Raw genomic sequence first — 15,269 nt, 5'->3', positions numbered from 1 at the left:
TGGTACCGGTGCCAAAGGCGGTGACCGTGACCTGGTTGTCGGCATGGAAGCGCGCATCGCCCGCCAGGTTCAGCGTGCCGCTGCCGACGCTGACATTGGTGCGGAACGACGAGGCGGCGTTGATCGCGGACGTGATGGTGCCCGACGAGATCGACAGGCTGGCCTGCTGCGCAGGGTTGACCGGTGCCACGTTGATCGTGTCACCCGAAACGTTGAAGCCCGACGACAGGATGATCGAATTGCCCTGCACATCGGCGGCTCCGGCAATGTCGAAGCCCAGCGTGCTGCCCGCGCCGATCACCGTGGTGATCGCGTTGTTCTTGGGGATCGCGACCATGTAGATGCGATGATTGTCGCCTGCAGCGCTGCTCGCCGGACCCGTGGTGCTGCCATTGTGCACGATGGCGGCATTCCCGGCAGCGGCATCGCCATTGGTGCCGGTGGTGACCTGGATATCGAACAATCCGCCGCCGAAGGTCAGCGTCGCTGCCTCGGCCGCGACATAGGCGGCGGTGCCGTTGACGGTGACGCCACCATTCTGCCGGATGATCGGCGCGACCATCGCGACATAGCTGTTTTCGGGGGTCAGCCGGATCTGCGCGCCGGGATCGACCTGGACATAGCTGGTGGCCGACGCTGCCGGACCCAGGGTGAACGATCCGCCCGCAGTGACGAAATTGCCGCCCGCATCGCGCACCGGATCGAGGCTGGTCAGCACCAGCCCGCCGACATCGATCACGCCGGTCGCGCCGATGACGATGCCGCCCGGGCTGTAGAACCAGACATTGCCGCCCGAGACGAGGCCCGCGCCGGTCTGCAGCTGGCTGATGATCGTGCCGTTCATCGCGATCGCGCGGCTGGGATCGGTGGGAATGATGCGGTTGAGGACGGTGAACTGGTTCTGCGTCGTCGGGTTGTTGCGGAAGAACGCCGTGCGGCCATTGGGCAGGAAGTTGATGACGCCGCCGCCGATCGCGGTGTCGTTGGTGGTCCAATTGATCACCGCCTGGTTGGTATCGACGCGGATATTGTCGGTTCCGGGGGTGCGATTGATACCCACACCGCCCGATACCACCGTGGGCGTGCCCTCGAATGCCTGGGCATGCGCCGGGCCGGTGCTTCCGATGGCAAGGCCGGTGGCCAAAGCGAGCGCGGACGTCGCCCTGGCCAGCAGGACGCGGCGGGCGGTCAGGGTGCGGTCATAGGCCATCAGCGGGCTCCCCAGGGCAGAAGCAGAGTGGTGAGGGTGAACAGGATGCGTGGATCGGGCGTGTCGGCGCGCAGACCGGCGGCTTCGGTCGGCACCGCGACGGTGACATCGAGCCGGAACCGGTCGTTGAGCCGCGCGCGCACGCCGGCGCCGACCGAGCTCAGCCGCTGCGGATCGCCGGGACGGCCATCGTCCCAGGTCCAGGCGACATCCATGAAGGCAAAGGGCTGGAACAAGAAGTCGACATCCTTGATCGGGCTGATCTGCGGACCGCGCAGCTCCGCCTGGAAGCCCGCGCCATCGTCGCCGACGATCGTGCCCGGATCATAGCCGCGCCCGATGGTGAAGTTGCCGCCCGAATATTCCTCGAAGCTCAGCACCGGATCGAAGGCGATCTGGCCGCGGCCGCGGATGAAGATCGAGGCATTGTCGCCCAGCGCCGCCTCTGCCGAAATCTCGCCGCGGATCAGCGTCGAGGTCGGGTCGCCATCGCCACGCGTGGTCGGGGTGCGCACCAGCGCGCAGACGAAATTGCACGGATCGCTGGCGCCCAGGATCGACAGGCCCTGGCGGAATTCGAGCAGGCCCGCCATGCGCCAGCGCGGCGCGGCGCCATTGGCCATGTCAATCGCCTCACCCGAAAGTTGGGCATAGGCGATGCGGATGCGGTCGCGCGACAGCGGGCCGATGAAATCGATGTCCTGATCGACATAATCGAGCCCGATCGCGCTGTAGAGCGAAGCCGCCTGGCTGCGCACCAGCGGATAGCGCGCCTCGGCGCTGGCGAGCAACGTGGTGGCGGTAATCTTGCTGGTCACGCCCGCCGGCAGGTTGATGTCGGGCTCGGTCCAGGCATAGGTGAAGCGTCCGGCCAGCGTCAGGCCTTCCGATCCGACGCGGAATTCGTGACCGGCCTGGACGATCTGCTGTTCCTGGAAATCGAGCGTCGAATAGGCCGAGACATAGGTGCGGTCGCCCATGCCGGTCAGGCCATAGAATTGCGCGCGCAGCTGCGCGCCATAGGGGCCGGCATCGCGGGCGGCCATGTTCTGGACGTTGAGGTCGACCTCGAACGGGGTGCGCCGCACCGTGACGTCGCCGATCAGTTCGCCCGGACCCGTGCCCGCCGGTACCAGGGTCAGGCGGATGTCATAGCCGGGAAGGTCGCGCGCCAGCAGCAGATAGCGCTCGGCGAGCTTCTGATTGAACACCGTGCCCTCGGTCAGCCGTTCGAGATAGCTCGCCACCAGCTTCTCGCCATTGCCCGCATCGCCGCGCACGCGGATCTGGGTGAGCTTGGCATAGAGCACCTCGAACTGGACCACGCCGTTGTCGATGCGCTGGGTGGGCACCTGTACTGCGGCGATATAGCCGTCGCGGCGCAGCTTGGTGGCGACCGCGTCGCGGATCTCGCACAGCACCGCGACCGGCTGTTCGGTGCCGATATACTGTTCGTAGAGCGGGCGCAGCTCGATCGGCGCGATCGGGCCCAGATTGTTGAAGCGCGCCTCGGTCAGCGTCAGCCTGACATTGGCATAGGCAGGGTCGGCCAGCGGACAGGGCGCGCGCTCGATATCGCCTTCGACGGTCAGACGGGCCGGCCGTTCGCTGCGCTGCTGGACGGGGCGCTCGATTTCCTCACGGGTGGGGGGAGAGGGGACATTGACCTGCTGGGCCTGGCCCGCCGTCGTCCACAGCATTCCGGCACAGGTCGCCGTGCACAGAATCAGCTGTCGCGTGCGGAAAAAGCGTGTCGCCAAGATCACCCCCTGTAGCCTGTGCGGATACCCGGGGGAGAACGGACCCTACCCATCACCCCGGACCGTAAACTGGATTGCACCGCGGTTATTCCGCTGGCACTTTCCTGGGCGACCTTGGGGCGTCTCTTAACGCAGCCTCATTCCGGGGGCAAGTCGCAAAAGCCCGCTGTCCCAAAATTATCCAGACTTAACATATGCTTGCCCGTTGCAACTGAAGGCCATCACAAGAGCGCAGCGGCGGTTGATTTTGTTAAGCATTTTCCGCGCGATATCCGATCCTCCGGCGCATGCCCGAGGGGCCGGGGCGGCGAGCATCGCTCGCGGCTTCCCCTGTCGCCCGACTCGCGCTATGCGCCCGCCCCATGACCAGCCAGCCCCAGCCCAAATCGTGGATCGCCTCGATCCACGCCTATGTTCCCGGCAAATCGACCGGTGCGGACGGCCGCCCGCTCGTCAAGCTGTCCGCCAACGAGAACCCGCTCGGCACCAGCCCGGCGGCGCTCGAGGCGAGGGCGCAAGGCGCGACGCTCGCGCCCTCGCTCTATCCCGATCCGGACAGCAGCGCGCTGCGCGAGGCGATCGGCAAGGTGCACGGGCTCGATCCGGCGCGGATCGTCTGCGGCACAGGATCGGACGAGCTGCTCAACCTGGCGGCGCAGGGCTATGCCGGGCAGGGCGACGAGGTCGTGTATGTCCGCTACGGCTTTTCGGTCTATGATATCGCCGCGCGGCGGTGCGGCGCGACGCCGGTAGTTGCGCCAGACAACTTCTATGCGACCGATGTCGATGCGCTGCTCGCCTGCGTGACCGATCGCACCCGCGTGGTCTATCTCGCCAACCCGAACAACCCGACCGGCACGCTGACGCCGCGGGCGGAGATCGCGCGGCTGCATGCCGGGCTGCCGTCGGACGTGCTGCTGGTGCTCGACCAGGCCTATTCCGAATATCTGGACGCGGACGAGGACGATCGCGGGCTCGAACTGGCGCGGACCCAGTCCAACGTGCTGGTCACGCGCACCTTCTCCAAGATCTATGGCCTGGCCGGCGAACGCATCGGCTGGGGTTATGGCGCGCAAGGGATCATCGACACGCTCAACCGCATCCGCGGGCCCTTCAACGTGACGCTGACCGGCCAGGCGGCGGCGCTGGCGGCGCTGGCGGACGAGGAATTCGTCATCCGCTCGCGCGAGCATAATGTTGTCTGGCGGCAATGGCTGGCGGGCGAGCTCGCGCAACTCGGCAATCATGGCGTGACCGTGGTGCCCAGCCACGCGAATTTCCTGCTCGTGCTGTTCGAAGGCGCGGTGAGTGCGGAAACGGCCTATGAGGCGCTGATGCGGGCGGGCTATATCGTGCGCTGGCCCAAGGGCCAGGGGCTCAGCCATGCGCTGCGCATCACCATCGGCGAGGAGGCGCATATGCGCGCCATCGCGCAGGTGCTGCGCGATCTGGTGACCGCATGAGCGGGCCGTTCGGCACCATCGCGATCGTCGGGCTGGGGCTGATCGGATCGTCGATCGCCCGCGCGGTGCGCCAGGCGCTGCCCGAGACGCGCATCCTCGGCTATGACCGCAGCGCCGATGTCTGCGCGCGCGCGCAAGCGATCGGACTGTGCGACGACTATAACGCCGATTTCGGCCCCGAACTGGCGAGCGCCGAGATGGTGATCCTATGCGTGCCGGTCGGCGCGATGGCCGCCGCCGCCAGCGCCATGGCCGCGCACCTGTCGCCCGAGACGATCATCAGCGATGTCGGATCGTGCAAGGCGAGCGTGCTCACCGCGCTGCGCTCGGCGCTGCCCCAGGCGATCATCGTCCCCGCGCACCCGGTGGCGGGCACCGAGAATAGCGGGCCGGAGGCCGGCTTTGCCTCGCTGTTCAAGGGCCGCTGGTGCATCCTGACCCCCGATGCCGAGGCCGATGCGGCCGCCTGCGCCAGGGTCGCCGCCTTCTGGCAGGCGCTGGGGGCGAATGTCGAGACCATGGACGCGGCGCATCATGATCTGGTGCTCGCGGTGACCAGCCATCTGCCGCACCTCATCGCCTATACGATCGTCGGTACCGCGAGCGACCTCGAGGGCGTGACACAGAGCGAGGTGATCAAATATTCGGCCGGGGGCTTCCGCGATTTCACCCGCATCGCCGCCAGCGATCCGGTGATGTGGCGCGACGTGTTCCTGTCGAACAAGGACGCGGTGCTCGAGATGCTCCAGCGCTTCTCCGAAGACCTGTCCGCGCTGCAGCGCGCGATCCGCTGGGACAAGGGCGACGAGCTCGAAGCGCTGTTCACCCGCACCCGCGCCATCCGCCGCTCGATCATCGAACAGGGCCAGGATGACGCGAAACCCGATTTCGGGCGGGTGCATCAGTAAGGGCCTTGATGTTATTCATTCAGTTAGGCCGAAGCGGTCGTATGCGCTGGCTGTGGCGCTTCCATTTCCGCCGAATAACAATGATGACGGCGGCTATGGTGGCGGGGCCAATGATCGCCCACAGCCAAGCAAACACGATCAGCTCGTCCAAGGTCGGTGATTGCAGCAGCTTGTAGCTTTGGGCCATTTGAATGAAGACGCAACCTCGACCCTGGCACCTGAAGCCGTAAGCCTCGGGCCATCCAATGCGGTCGGACGCCCACATGCCAAACATAACATAAGCAACGGTTGCGCTCGAAAGCAGGCCGAAAAAAAGAACAAAACGCGCTGCGCCCATCTGTGTCCAGAGATCGTGGATCTGGCGAAACCAATTCAATGGCTGGTCCTTCGAGCTATGTTTGATCGCTGAATAAAGTGCCAGTCATTCAAGCTGCTCGCAAGACACGCACAAACGTCCGCTCAGCCTGAGCCTGTCGAAGGCCCCGCGATAGTGGTGGCGGATCAAAAGCATCGCTTTCCGGCGGAAGCCGGTATCCACAAAGAGCATGGAGCCATCGCACCGCTCGATTTCGGCTTGCGGCGGAAGGCGGATATATCTGAGACAGATGGCGCGTGGCCTTCGACAGGCTCAGGCTGAGCGGAGGTGGTTAGGTCACTCCCCCGAATCCGCGACCGGTTCCACCGGCAGCGCTTCGGGTTCCGGCGCGGGTTCAATGGTCTCGACCGGCGCGTCCGCCGCGCCCCGGATCAGGTGGAACTTTTCCTGCCGTCCGTCGAGATAGGCGACCTTCTCGCCGTCGAAGAACATGTCCTCTTCTGTGCGGAAAGAGACCGCCTTGTCGCCCCATTCGGGCACGTTGTTGGTGACCGCGAGCTCGATCGACCAGGCGGTGCTCGCGCGGACCAGATAGTTGCCTGCAGGGCTGCTGTCCTGATTGTCCCAGAAGCCGATCGCCGGTCCGGCTCCGTGGCCGTGAAAACCGATCGGGTGCGAATAGATGCTCGGCTGATAGCCCGAGGCGATGGCCTTGGCGCGGGTGGCGGCGAGCAGGTCGTTGCCCGTCAGGCCGACGCGGAACTCGCCGGTCAACAGGTCCTGCACCGCATTGGCGGCAGCGAGCCCCGCCTTCAGGCCTTGCGGAGCGTCGCTCTCGCCGGGCTTGAGCACATAGGCGAGGTGCTGGGTATCGGTGTTGAGCCCCAGGTACGTGATGCCGAAATCGGTCCAGAGCATGTCTCCGGGCTGGATGACGGCATCGCCGGTCAGCTCGCCCGCCTCGCTGGCGCGGAAGATATTGATCGAGGGGTGGAACCAGGTCTTGAGGCCCAGCGCGCTGATCTTTTCGCGCATCCACCATTGCACGTCCTCCGCCGTGGTCTGGCCCGGCGTGATGACCTTGTCCGACAGCGCCTCGGCGATGATCGCGTGCGCCAGGCGGACGATCGACGGATAGACCTCCATCTCGGCCGGGATGCGGCTTTCCAGCCAGCCGATGGCGAGCGGCCCGGCGGGAACGATGCGGCTGCGCAGCTCTTCGGGCAGCGCGGCGACGAAATCCTCGTGCTGGCTGTGGCTGAGCCCGTCGGCAAGCGCGGTCTGCGAGGAAATGTTCATCGCAATCTTCTGCGGGTTGCGCTCGGCGACGATCTCGGCGAGCCGCTTCCACTGGTCGGGCTGTTGCTCGGGTGTCCAGGCGGGGGCGAACAGCCCGGCCAGGCCATAGCGGCTCACCGTCAGCCGCTCGACCGGCTTGCCCTCGCCCGGATCGAAGAACACCAGGATGGTGCGCCGCCGCGCGTGCATCGAGCGCGCATCGAGCATGGTCGCGACCACCGGGTCCTCATCATATTCGCGCGCGATCAGTACCCACATGTCGACACCCTGTTCGCGCATCAGCGCCGGGACGACGGTCTCCAGCCGCTGGGCAAGCCAGGCATCGCGCAGCTTCGCCTGTTCACGCAAGGGGAGGACGGCGGGATAATCGGGGGCCTCTGCCTCGGCGGTATTGCCCGCGGATTGGGCCGATGCGGGCGAGGCAAGCATCAGCGAGGCGGCGAGCGCGGTGGAGAGCAAGGCGGCGACGGATTTCATGAGCTTCCCCGTTAGGCATCAGGTAAAGCCGGTGCCTAGCCGGTCACGCCCGGTTGCGCCACCCTGTGCTGCGGCGCGAGTGCTCCTGGCCAGTCGAGCTCGGGCCAGCCGCGTTCGCGCGCGACGATCCGCATCGGCATGTGCGCGTTGGTGACGAACGCCTCGTGCGCCAGCTCGAGCATCGGAATGTCGGAGACATGGTCCGAATAGCAGCGGATGGTGCATTCGCCCGGATCGAGCCCGTGTTCGGCCATCCAGGCGGCGATCATCTCGGCCTTGTGGATCCCGTAGCAATTGTGCCCGGCGATCTTCGGCTGCACGGTGCCGTGCGAGGCGACAAGGTCGGTCGCGATCACGTCGTCGATCTCCAGCCGCCGCGCGATCGCCTCGACATAGAGCCGGTAGGAGGCGGTGGCGATGACGATGCGGTAGCCATCGGCGCGGTCGGCCGCGATCTGTTCCAGCGCGCCGGGGCGGATATTGGTGGCAAAGACATGCTCGGCATGCGCCGCCATGGGCTCGGCCAGCCAGGCCACGCGCAGATGGCCAAGCAGCAAGGACTGGTTGATCTGCTTGAGCTGGTCGCGGCTGACCAGGCGCAGCACATAGCCGATGGCGGAGAGCAGCGAGAGCGGCAGCAGCACCAGCCGCCAGGGCGCATGGCGCAGCGCCATCCAGAGCAGGAAACGCGCATAGGTGGGGTGGACGGTAATCGTCCGGTCCATGTCGTAAAAGGCTATCCTCTCCCCCACGCGGCGAGCTTTAACGCCAATGCGGCGGGAAACAAGCCGTCAGTGCTGCGTATCGATGGCATGAGGCCGAATCTTGCTGTGATCAATTATCCGCCAAGGTGCTTGTGATTGCACCGTTTATCGCACAAGAAGGGCGGTATATGGGTGCCCCGGCCGACTTTGCGATCGAAGAGCGCGGTGAGACCGGCGCGGTGCTGCGCTTATCCGGCAATCTCGACATCACCACCATTGCCGCGCTCGACAGGCGATTGAAGGCGATCGACCAGAATGTCGCCCTGATCGACATGGCCGATGCCGGACATATCGACACGGTCGGCGCCTGGGTGGTCTATCGGCTGGCGCGCGACCATCGCTGCGAGATCGTGAACCTGAGCGAATCGGGCGGTCGGCTGGTCGAAGCGGTGGGCCGATCGGACATCAGCGATGTCGTTCCGCCGCACCGGCCCAATGTCATCAACCGGGTGCTCGCGAGCGTCGGCGAAGCGACGATGCTGGCCTTTGGCTCGATGCTCGGCATGCTCGGATTTTTCGGCGCGCTGGTGCGATCGCTGCTGTCGCTGATCGCGCATCCGCGCCGTATCCGCTGGGCGGCGACGGTGCGCCATTTCGAGCTGGTCGGCGTCTCGGCGCTCGGCATTGTCGGGCTGATGAGCTTTCTCATCGGCATCGTCATCGCGCAGCAGGGCGCGGTGCAGCTGCGCCAGTTCGGGGCGGAGGTGTTCACCGTCAATCTCGTCGGTCGGCTGACCATTCGCGAACTGGGCGTGCTGATGACCGCGATCATGGTCGCGGGCCGATCAGGCAGCGCCTTTGCCGCGCAGATCGGCACGATGAAGCTGACCGAAGAGGTCGATGCGATGCGCACGATCGGCGTGTCGCCGGTCGAGGCGCTGGTGCTGCCGCGCGTGACCGCTGCAGTGCTGATGATGCCGCTGCTCGGCTTCTATTCGATGATCGTCGCGATGATCGGCGGCGCGTTCCTGTGCTGGATCGTGCTCGAGATTCCGCCGGCGACCTTCATCGTCCGCATTCAGGAAGTGGTGCCGATCACCGATTTCTATGTCGGCATGATCAAGGCGCCGGTCTTCGGGCTGATCATCGCGCTTGCCGGCTGCTATCAGGGCATGCAGGTGCGCGGCAATGCCGAGGAAGTCGGCTCGCGCACCACCGCCGCCGTGGTCCAGGCGATCTTCATGGTCATCGTGCTCGATGCGTTCTTCGCGGTGTTCTTTACCGAAGTGGGCTGGGGATGAGCGCGGCGCGGGACAAGGACTGCGATGTCGCCATCCGCATTACCGGGCTGACCAACAGCTTCGGCGAGCAGGTGGTGCACGAGGATCTGTCGCTCGACGTGCGGCATGGCGAGATCCTGGGCGTGGTCGGCGGGTCGGGCACCGGCAAGTCGGTACTGATGCGCTCGATCATCGGGCTGCAACGCCCCGATACCGGGCGCATCGAGGTGCTGGGCGAGTCCATCCTCGACGGCGAGGAAGAGGATGTCTCGATCCGCAGCCGCTGGGGCGTGCTGTTCCAGGGCGGCGCGCTGTTCTCGACGCTCACCGTCGCCGAGAACGTGATGGTGCCGCTCGCCGAATTCTATCCGAATATCGATCGCAAGCTGCGGCGCGAGATCGCGCTCTACAAGATCGCGCTGTCAGGCCTGCCCGAGGATGCGGCCGACAAATATCCCTCCGAACTGTCGGGCGGGATGAAGAAGCGCGCCGGCCTGGCGCGCGCGCTGGCGCTCGACCCCGATGTGCTGTTTCTCGACGAGCCGACCGCCGGGCTCGACCCGATCGGCGCGGCGCGCTTCGATGCGCTCACCCGCGAGCTGCAGCGCACGCTGGGGCTCACGGTGTTCCTGATCACGCACGATCTCGATACGCTGCACGAGATCTGCGACCGGGTGGCGGTGCTCGCCGACCGGAAGGTCATCGCCATCGGCACCATTCCCGAACTGCTCGCCACCGACCATCCGTGGATCCAGGAATATTTCAACGGTCCGCGCGGCCGCGCCGCTGCCGTCAGCCATGCCGACGAGGAGCTGAAACGAAAGCGCCTTCCGGCCAGCAGCAAGAGCCGGGGGTTCCTCCGGTGACCGGGCAACTCCGCGCCGCATTGGCGGTTTACACCATCAGAACATCAGGGGCATAACCAACGCCATGGAAACACGCGCCAATCATGTCTGGGTGGGGACCGTCACCCTGGTGCTGCTGGCGGGCATTGCCGCCTTTGTCATCTGGCTGGCGGGCCTGGGCGAAACCGATCGCCAGCCCTATGACATTTTCTTCAAGACCTCGGTCGACGGCATCGCCAAGGGCTCGGTGGTCGCCTATTCGGGCGTGCCTTCGGGCCAGGTGACCGAGATCGCGCTCTGGGCCAAGGACCCGCAGTTCGTGCGCGTGCGGATCGAGGTCGATGCGCATGTGCCGATCCTCGAAGGTACCACCGCCACGATCCAGGGCGTCGGCTTTACCGGCGTATCGCAGATCCAGCTCGACGGGGCCAAGCAGGGCGCGCCCGCGATCACCGAGCCGGGGCCCGAGGGCGTGCCGGTCATCCCGACCAAGCCCGGCGCACTGGGCGAGTTGCTCAACAACGCGCCGCTGCTGCTCGAACGGTTGGCGACGCTGACCGAGCGCTTCACCCAGGTGCTGTCCGACGAGAACCAGAAGTCGATTTCCGTTCTGCTGAAGAACAGCGGGCGGTTGACCGGCGAGCTGGCCGATAGCGCGCCGGAAATGCGCGCGGCGCTGGCCGAACTGCGCGTTACCCTCACCAAAGCAGGTGTCGCTGCCGAACAGCTCGGCATGACCGCGCAATCGACCAAGGAGGTGCTCGACAGCGAAGGCCGTCCGCTGGCGCGGCAGCTCGCCAAGACGCTGGCCGATACCGACAAGGCGCTGGTCAAGCTCACCGAGACGCTCGAAGAGGCCAAGCCGGGGCTGCGCCAGTTCTCCACCACGACGTTGCCCGAGACCGAGGCGCTGGTGCGCGACCTGCGCGTGACCGCAAGGGCGCTGTCGGCGATTACCGAGAAGATCGATCAGGAAGGCGCGGGCGGACTGCTCAGCGCACCGCCGCTGCCCGATTACGAGCCGAAGAATTGAGAGGCCCCCGCATGACCGCCACCGTCCGTTCGCTGCTGTCCGCCGGGGCGGCCTCCGCCTTGCTCGCCGGCTGTGTCAGCTTCGGGTCCGAAGCGCCGCCGCAGCTGCTCACGCTGACCTCGAGCGCCATGCCGGGGCCGGGCTCGATGGCCTCGGCCTCGGTGACCGATGCGATCGTCGTCGATATTCCGACGGTCGAGCGCACGCTCGATCAGGTGCGCGTGCCGGTGCAGGTCAGCGACAGCGCGATCGCCTATGTCAAGGACGCGGTCTGGGCCGACAAGCCCGCTCGGCTGTTCCGCACCGTGCTCGCCGAAACGCTGGCGGCAAAGAGCGGACGGCTGGTGCTCGACCAGGTCGAGACCGGGGCGGAGCGCAGCACGATGCTGTCGGGCCAGCTCCAGCGCTTCGGCTATGACGAGGACAGGCGCGCGGTGATCGTCCGTTTCGATGCGGTGGTGCGCAAGCCCGGCAGCCCGCTGCGCAAGCAGCGCTTCGAGGCGAGCGTTCCGGTGACGACGGTTGACGCGGTGACCGTGGGTGCGGCATTGAACCAGGCGGCCAACACCGTCGCAGCCGAGGTCGCGGCCTGGACCACCGGCTGATCAGCCCCCTTTTTCGTTTCATCACAGGATAACCGGACCATGGCGCATTTCCTCATCGTCGAGGCACGCTTCTACGACCATCTCAACGACCTGCTGCTCGAGGGCGCACGCGCCGCGATCAAGGCGGCTGGCCACAGCCACGAGACGCTGACGGTGCCGGGCGCGCTCGAAATCCCCGCGGCCATCGCCATGGCGTCGGAGACGCAGCGCTTCGACGGCTATGTCGCGATCGGCGTGATCATCCGCGGCGAGACCTATCATTTCGAGGTCGTCTCGAACGAGAGCGCGCGCGCGATCATGGCGCTGACGCTCGACGGCCTGCCGATCGGCAACGGCATCCTCACCGTGGAAAACGAGGCGCAGGCGCTCACCCGGGCGAAGAAGGAAGAGAAGGACAAGGGTGGCGACGCGGCCCGCGCCGCCATCGCCATGCTCGAAATCTCGGAAAAGCTGGCCGGTTGATCCCGCGCCCGGTCGCGCCCCTATTTGGAGGGGAGCGGCGCGGGCACCGGGCGTGACGGCATGCTGCCAGCCGCCCTGGCTCCCGGTGCGGGGCCTTCGCCCTTGGCCGCATCGCTGAACGCCAGGGTGATCGAGATGCGGCGGTTGGCCGGATCGTTGCGATCCATCGGGTTGTAAGGCTCCTTGTCGGCCACGCCCTCGATGCGATGCACCTGACCAGGATTGATCCCGCCGATCACCAGCGCCCGGCGCGTCGCCTCGGCGCGGCTGGTCGAGAGCATCCAGTTGTTCATCGTCTTGCCCGAGGCATAGGGCAGCGCGTCGGTATGCCCGCGGATGATCACCGGGTTGGGCATGCCGTTGATGACCTGCGCCACCTCCTTCAGCAGTTCGGCCGCCTTGGGCACCAGCTTGTCAGTCGACAGCGCGAACATGCTGAAATTCGCCTCGTCGACCAGATCGATGCGCAAGCCTTCGCGCGTGTCGGTAAAGCGCACGTTCTTGAGCAGTTTGCTCAGCTGCTCGCTGCTGCCCAGGCGTTCCTCGAGCTGCTTTTTCAGCTTCTCGAACTTTTCCTTCTCGGCCAGCTGCTGCACCTTCTTCATCGCCGCCTTCTGCTCTTCGGTCAGCGTGGCATATTCGCTGTTGCCCGCTTCGTCGGCGGTGCCGGTGGCATCCTGCGGAATGGTGATCGATTGCGTGCCGGTCTGGCCCGCGCGATTGGGATAATCGTCGCGGCCGACGATCGATTCCCCGCCGAACAGGCCGTTCGACCCGGCGCTGCCCGATTTCAGCTCGACAATGGTCGGCGCGAAATAGTCGGCAATCGCCTTGCGGTCCTTTTCCTCGGTCGCGCCCAGCAGCCACATCAGCAGGAAGAACGCCATCATTGCCGTCACGAAGTCGGCATAGGCCACCTTCCAGGCGCCGCCATGATGGCCGCCATGGCCTTCCTCGATGACCTTCTTGACGATGATCGGGCGGACATTCTCCACCGGATCGGACTTGCGCTTGGCGGCCATGGCTTAGCGGCCCCGCATGCCGTCGAAGACGTCGGCAAAGGTCGGCTGGTTGGCATGGCCCAGGCTCGAACGTGCAGCCTCGATCACCAGCGGCTGCGGGTGGCCGTGCAGCGAGGCGATGATGATCTGCTTGGCGACATGGTACATCGCGCCATCGGCCTCGACCACCTGCTTGCAGCGGTTGGCCAGCGGACCGACAAAGCCATAGGCCAGAAGCACGCCCAGGAACGTTCCGACCAGCGCCGAGCCGATCATCTCGCCGAGGACTTCCGGCGGCTTGTCGATCGAGCCCATGGTCTTGACGATCCCGAGAACCGCCGCGACGATCCCCAGCGCGGGCAGCGCGTCGGCCAGGTTCTGCAGGCCGTCGGCAGGCGCGATCGCCTCGTGATGGTGTGTCTTGATCGCCTGATCGACGACATCCTCCACCGCATGCGGATCAAGCTGGCCCGACGAGACCACGACCAGCCGCAGCGAGTCGCAGATCAGGTGGATCAGCGTCGAATCCTTGAGCAGCGTGGGATATTCGGAAAAGACCGACGAGCTCTTGGGGTCCTCGATATGCGGTTCGAGCGCGACCGGGCCTTCGGTGCGCAGCATCTTCATCAGCTTCGACACCAGGAAGATGCAGTCGAGAAAGTCCTGCTTCTTATATTTCGATCCCTTGAACGCGGTCATGACGCCGCCGCCGATCGCCTTGATGTGGCCGCCCGAATTGCCGATGAGCATCGACCCCGCCGCCGCGCCGCCGATGATCATCATTTCGAGCGGCAACGCGTGCAGGATGACCGCGATGCTGCCCCCGGCGATCACGAAACCGCCAAAGACCATGACAAGCAGGACGACAAAGCCAATTGCTGCGAACATCGCGGTTCCCTTGATCGTGATCGTTGCCCACCGGACGGTGGCGCAATGCGGGCCGAAAAACCGGCCCGTTCAGATCGTAGAACGGCTTTTGGCGATCGTGGTTAAGGGCAAAACAGGGTTAACAGCCTGAGCTTTCTCGTTAACCCGGGGCGGCATCAGCGCAGATAGTCGAGCAGCGACTGCTGCGAAATCTTCGCATAGACCGCCTGGGTCGCCTGAAGATTGGTGAGCAGCGTCTGCAGCCGGGTCAGCGCCTCGGCGACATTGGCATCGACCAGCTCGGACTTGCGCGAGGCGAGCGACAGCTTGCTCTGTTCAAGCTCCTCGCGCGCGGATTCGATCGATCCCTTGACCACGCCCTGCCGGGTGAGAAGCTGGGTCATCCGGTCGATCGCGCCGTCGAGTGCGACCAGCTGCGCCGAACGGCTCGCCTGGCCCGCCGGAGACGTGTCGCGGATTGCCGCCGCCGTGTCGCTCATGATCTGTCCGAGGCTGCGCGTGGCACCGCCCCCGACATCGATATTGGCCTGGACCTCGTCCAGATTGGGCGCCGCGACGACAAAGCGCGCATCGCCCATCGGTACGCGGATGACCGGGCCGGTCCCGAACAGCTGCCCGCCGAAATTGTCGCGCTGACCCAGCGCGTCGTTGAAATCGGAATTGATCCCCTCGACCTCGAGCGCGAGCACTTCGGGGTCGGTCGGGCTGATCGTGCCGGTATTGGCCTGCAGCAGCAGCTCGCGCGTGCGGATCAGGCCGCTGACGATGGTGTTGAGGCTCGCCTCGGCCTGGTTGGCGCGGGTATCGGCGCGGCCCAGATTGTTGACCCAGGCGGTTTCGTCCGACTGGAAGCGCGAGATGTTCGATGCCTCGAGCCAGGCCTTGGGGTCGTTCGAGGGCTTGGCGATACGGCTTTCCCCGCCCACCAGCGCCTGCTGGTCGGCGATCTGCTGGCTCAGCCGCACCTGCCGGGTGACATCCTGCGGCGCGCGATAGCGGTTTACGGACTGGACCATAA

The 15,269-nt window shown here is 65.8% G+C and carries 14 protein-coding genes and 1 pseudogene; 7 read left to right on the top strand and 8 right to left on the bottom strand.

Going from position 1 to position 15,269, the window contains the following annotated elements:
- Positions 1 to 1,210: pseudogene (locus DM995_RS10665) on the bottom strand (hypothetical protein); the annotation flags it as partial.
- Entirely contained in the window at positions 1,210 to 2,910 is a 1,701-nt protein-coding gene (locus DM995_RS10660) for a ShlB/FhaC/HecB family hemolysin secretion/activation protein (protein WP_116969414.1), read from the bottom strand. The pseudogene DM995_RS10665 and the gene DM995_RS10660, both read right to left, overlap by 1 nt.
- 422 nt (positions 2,911 to 3,332) lie before the next feature.
- Here DM995_RS10660 and DM995_RS10655 point away from each other — a divergent pair, with 422 nt between their 5' ends.
- Together DM995_RS10655 and DM995_RS10650 are read left to right on the top strand one after the other, a co-directional pair.
- Positions 3,333 to 4,433: a pyridoxal phosphate-dependent aminotransferase gene (locus tag DM995_RS10655; RefSeq protein ID WP_116969413.1), complete on the top strand. Its 1,101-nt coding sequence runs from the start codon at positions 3,333 to 3,335 to the stop codon at positions 4,431 to 4,433.
- Positions 4,430 to 5,341 (top strand): prephenate/arogenate dehydrogenase family protein, encoded by a 912-nt coding sequence (locus DM995_RS10650; protein WP_116969412.1) that lies wholly within the window; start codon positions 4,430 to 4,432, stop codon positions 5,339 to 5,341. The genes DM995_RS10655 and DM995_RS10650 overlap by 4 nt, the downstream gene beginning before the upstream one ends.
- A 19-nt stretch (positions 5,342 to 5,360) precedes the next feature.
- Here DM995_RS10650 and DM995_RS10645 read toward each other — a convergent pair whose 3' ends face one another.
- From DM995_RS10645 to DM995_RS10635, 3 genes are all read right to left on the bottom strand, one after another.
- Positions 5,361 to 5,717, bottom strand: coding sequence for a hypothetical protein (locus DM995_RS10645; protein ID WP_116969411.1), 357 nt, complete (start codon positions 5,715 to 5,717; stop codon positions 5,361 to 5,363).
- A gap of 276 nt (positions 5,718 to 5,993) precedes the next feature.
- Entirely contained in the window at positions 5,994 to 7,433 is a 1,440-nt protein-coding gene (locus DM995_RS10640) for a M24 family metallopeptidase (protein ID WP_116969410.1), read from the bottom strand.
- 35 nt (positions 7,434 to 7,468) lie between these two features.
- On the bottom strand, positions 7,469 to 8,185 hold the full coding sequence (locus DM995_RS10635) for an HAD family hydrolase (RefSeq protein WP_232824310.1): 717 nt from the start codon (positions 8,183 to 8,185) through the stop codon (positions 7,469 to 7,471).
- A 140-nt stretch (positions 8,186 to 8,325) separates the two neighbouring features.
- On the opposite strand from DM995_RS10635, the gene DM995_RS10630 reads away from it, so the two are divergent.
- The 5 genes from DM995_RS10630 (at position 8,326) to ribH (ending at position 12,362) form a co-directional block, all read left to right on the top strand.
- On the top strand, positions 8,326 to 9,438 hold the full coding sequence (locus DM995_RS10630) for an ABC transporter permease (protein WP_116969408.1): 1,113 nt from the start codon (positions 8,326 to 8,328) through the stop codon (positions 9,436 to 9,438).
- Complete coding sequence (locus tag DM995_RS10625) at positions 9,435 to 10,283, top strand: ABC transporter ATP-binding protein (protein WP_023838666.1); 849 nt, start codon at positions 9,435 to 9,437, stop codon at positions 10,281 to 10,283. The genes DM995_RS10630 and DM995_RS10625 overlap by 4 nt, the downstream gene beginning before the upstream one ends.
- Positions 10,284 to 10,347: 64 nt before the next feature.
- Positions 10,348 to 11,295: an MlaD family protein gene (locus tag DM995_RS10620; RefSeq protein ID WP_023838667.1), complete on the top strand. Its 948-nt coding sequence runs from the start codon at positions 10,348 to 10,350 to the stop codon at positions 11,293 to 11,295.
- 11 nt (positions 11,296 to 11,306) lie between these two features.
- Complete coding sequence (locus DM995_RS10615) at positions 11,307 to 11,900, top strand: ABC-type transport auxiliary lipoprotein family protein (protein WP_116969407.1); 594 nt, start codon at positions 11,307 to 11,309, stop codon at positions 11,898 to 11,900.
- A 39-nt stretch (positions 11,901 to 11,939) separates the two neighbouring features.
- Positions 11,940 to 12,362: a 6,7-dimethyl-8-ribityllumazine synthase gene (gene ribH / locus DM995_RS10610; protein ID WP_116969406.1), complete on the top strand. Its 423-nt coding sequence runs from the start codon at positions 11,940 to 11,942 to the stop codon at positions 12,360 to 12,362.
- Positions 12,363 to 12,382: 20 nt separating this feature from the next.
- Here ribH and DM995_RS10605 read toward each other — a convergent pair whose 3' ends face one another.
- The 3 genes from DM995_RS10605 to DM995_RS10595 all read right to left on the bottom strand — a co-directional run bounded on the left by DM995_RS10605 (position 12,383) and on the right by DM995_RS10595 (position 15,267).
- Complete coding sequence (locus DM995_RS10605; protein ID WP_116969405.1) at positions 12,383 to 13,384, bottom strand: flagellar motor protein MotB; 1,002 nt, start codon at positions 13,382 to 13,384, stop codon at positions 12,383 to 12,385.
- A gap of 3 nt (positions 13,385 to 13,387) precedes the next feature.
- Positions 13,388 to 14,251: a flagellar motor stator protein MotA gene (motA, locus tag DM995_RS10600; protein ID WP_023838671.1), complete on the bottom strand. Its 864-nt coding sequence runs from the start codon at positions 14,249 to 14,251 to the stop codon at positions 13,388 to 13,390.
- A 155-nt stretch (positions 14,252 to 14,406) separates the two neighbouring features.
- The gene (locus tag DM995_RS10595; RefSeq protein WP_116969404.1) at positions 14,407 to 15,267 is read right to left on the bottom strand and encodes a flagellin; all 861 of its coding nucleotides are present in this window, start codon (positions 15,265 to 15,267) and stop codon (positions 14,407 to 14,409) included.
- Positions 15,268 to 15,269: the final 2 nt, after the last annotated feature.

This window comes from Blastomonas sp. UPD001 (assembly GCF_003426715.1).
Classification (GTDB): Bacteria; Pseudomonadota; Alphaproteobacteria; order Sphingomonadales; family Sphingomonadaceae; genus Blastomonas.
Note: the sequence above shows the minus strand (reverse complement) of the source record. Positions and strands in the feature narration are given on the sequence as shown.

Coding starts and splice junctions, on each gene's coding strand:
- DM995_RS10660 (WP_116969414.1), bottom strand. CDS start 2,910: ATGCTGTGGACGACGGCGGGCCAGGCCCAGCAGGTCAATGTCCCCTCT.
- DM995_RS10655 (WP_116969413.1), top strand. CDS start 3,333: ATGACCAGCCAGCCCCAGCCCAAATCGTGGATCGCCTCGATCCACGCC.
- DM995_RS10650 (WP_116969412.1), top strand. CDS start 4,430: ATGAGCGGGCCGTTCGGCACCATCGCGATCGTCGGGCTGGGGCTGATC.
- DM995_RS10640 (WP_116969410.1), bottom strand. CDS start 7,433: ATGAAATCCGTCGCCGCCTTGCTCTCCACCGCGCTCGCCGCCTCGCTG.
- DM995_RS10630 (WP_116969408.1), top strand. CDS start 8,326: ATGGGTGCCCCGGCCGACTTTGCGATCGAAGAGCGCGGTGAGACCGGC.
- DM995_RS10625 (WP_023838666.1), top strand. CDS start 9,435: ATGAGCGCGGCGCGGGACAAGGACTGCGATGTCGCCATCCGCATTACC.
- DM995_RS10620 (WP_023838667.1), top strand. CDS start 10,348: ATGGAAACACGCGCCAATCATGTCTGGGTGGGGACCGTCACCCTGGTG.
- DM995_RS10615 (WP_116969407.1), top strand. CDS start 11,307: ATGACCGCCACCGTCCGTTCGCTGCTGTCCGCCGGGGCGGCCTCCGCC.
- ribH (WP_116969406.1), top strand. CDS start 11,940: ATGGCGCATTTCCTCATCGTCGAGGCACGCTTCTACGACCATCTCAAC.
- DM995_RS10605 (WP_116969405.1), bottom strand. CDS start 13,384: ATGGCCGCCAAGCGCAAGTCCGATCCGGTGGAGAATGTCCGCCCGATC.
- motA (WP_023838671.1), bottom strand. CDS start 14,251: ATGTTCGCAGCAATTGGCTTTGTCGTCCTGCTTGTCATGGTCTTTGGC.
- DM995_RS10595 (WP_116969404.1), bottom strand. CDS start 15,267: ATGGTCCAGTCCGTAAACCGCTATCGCGCGCCGCAGGATGTCACCCGG.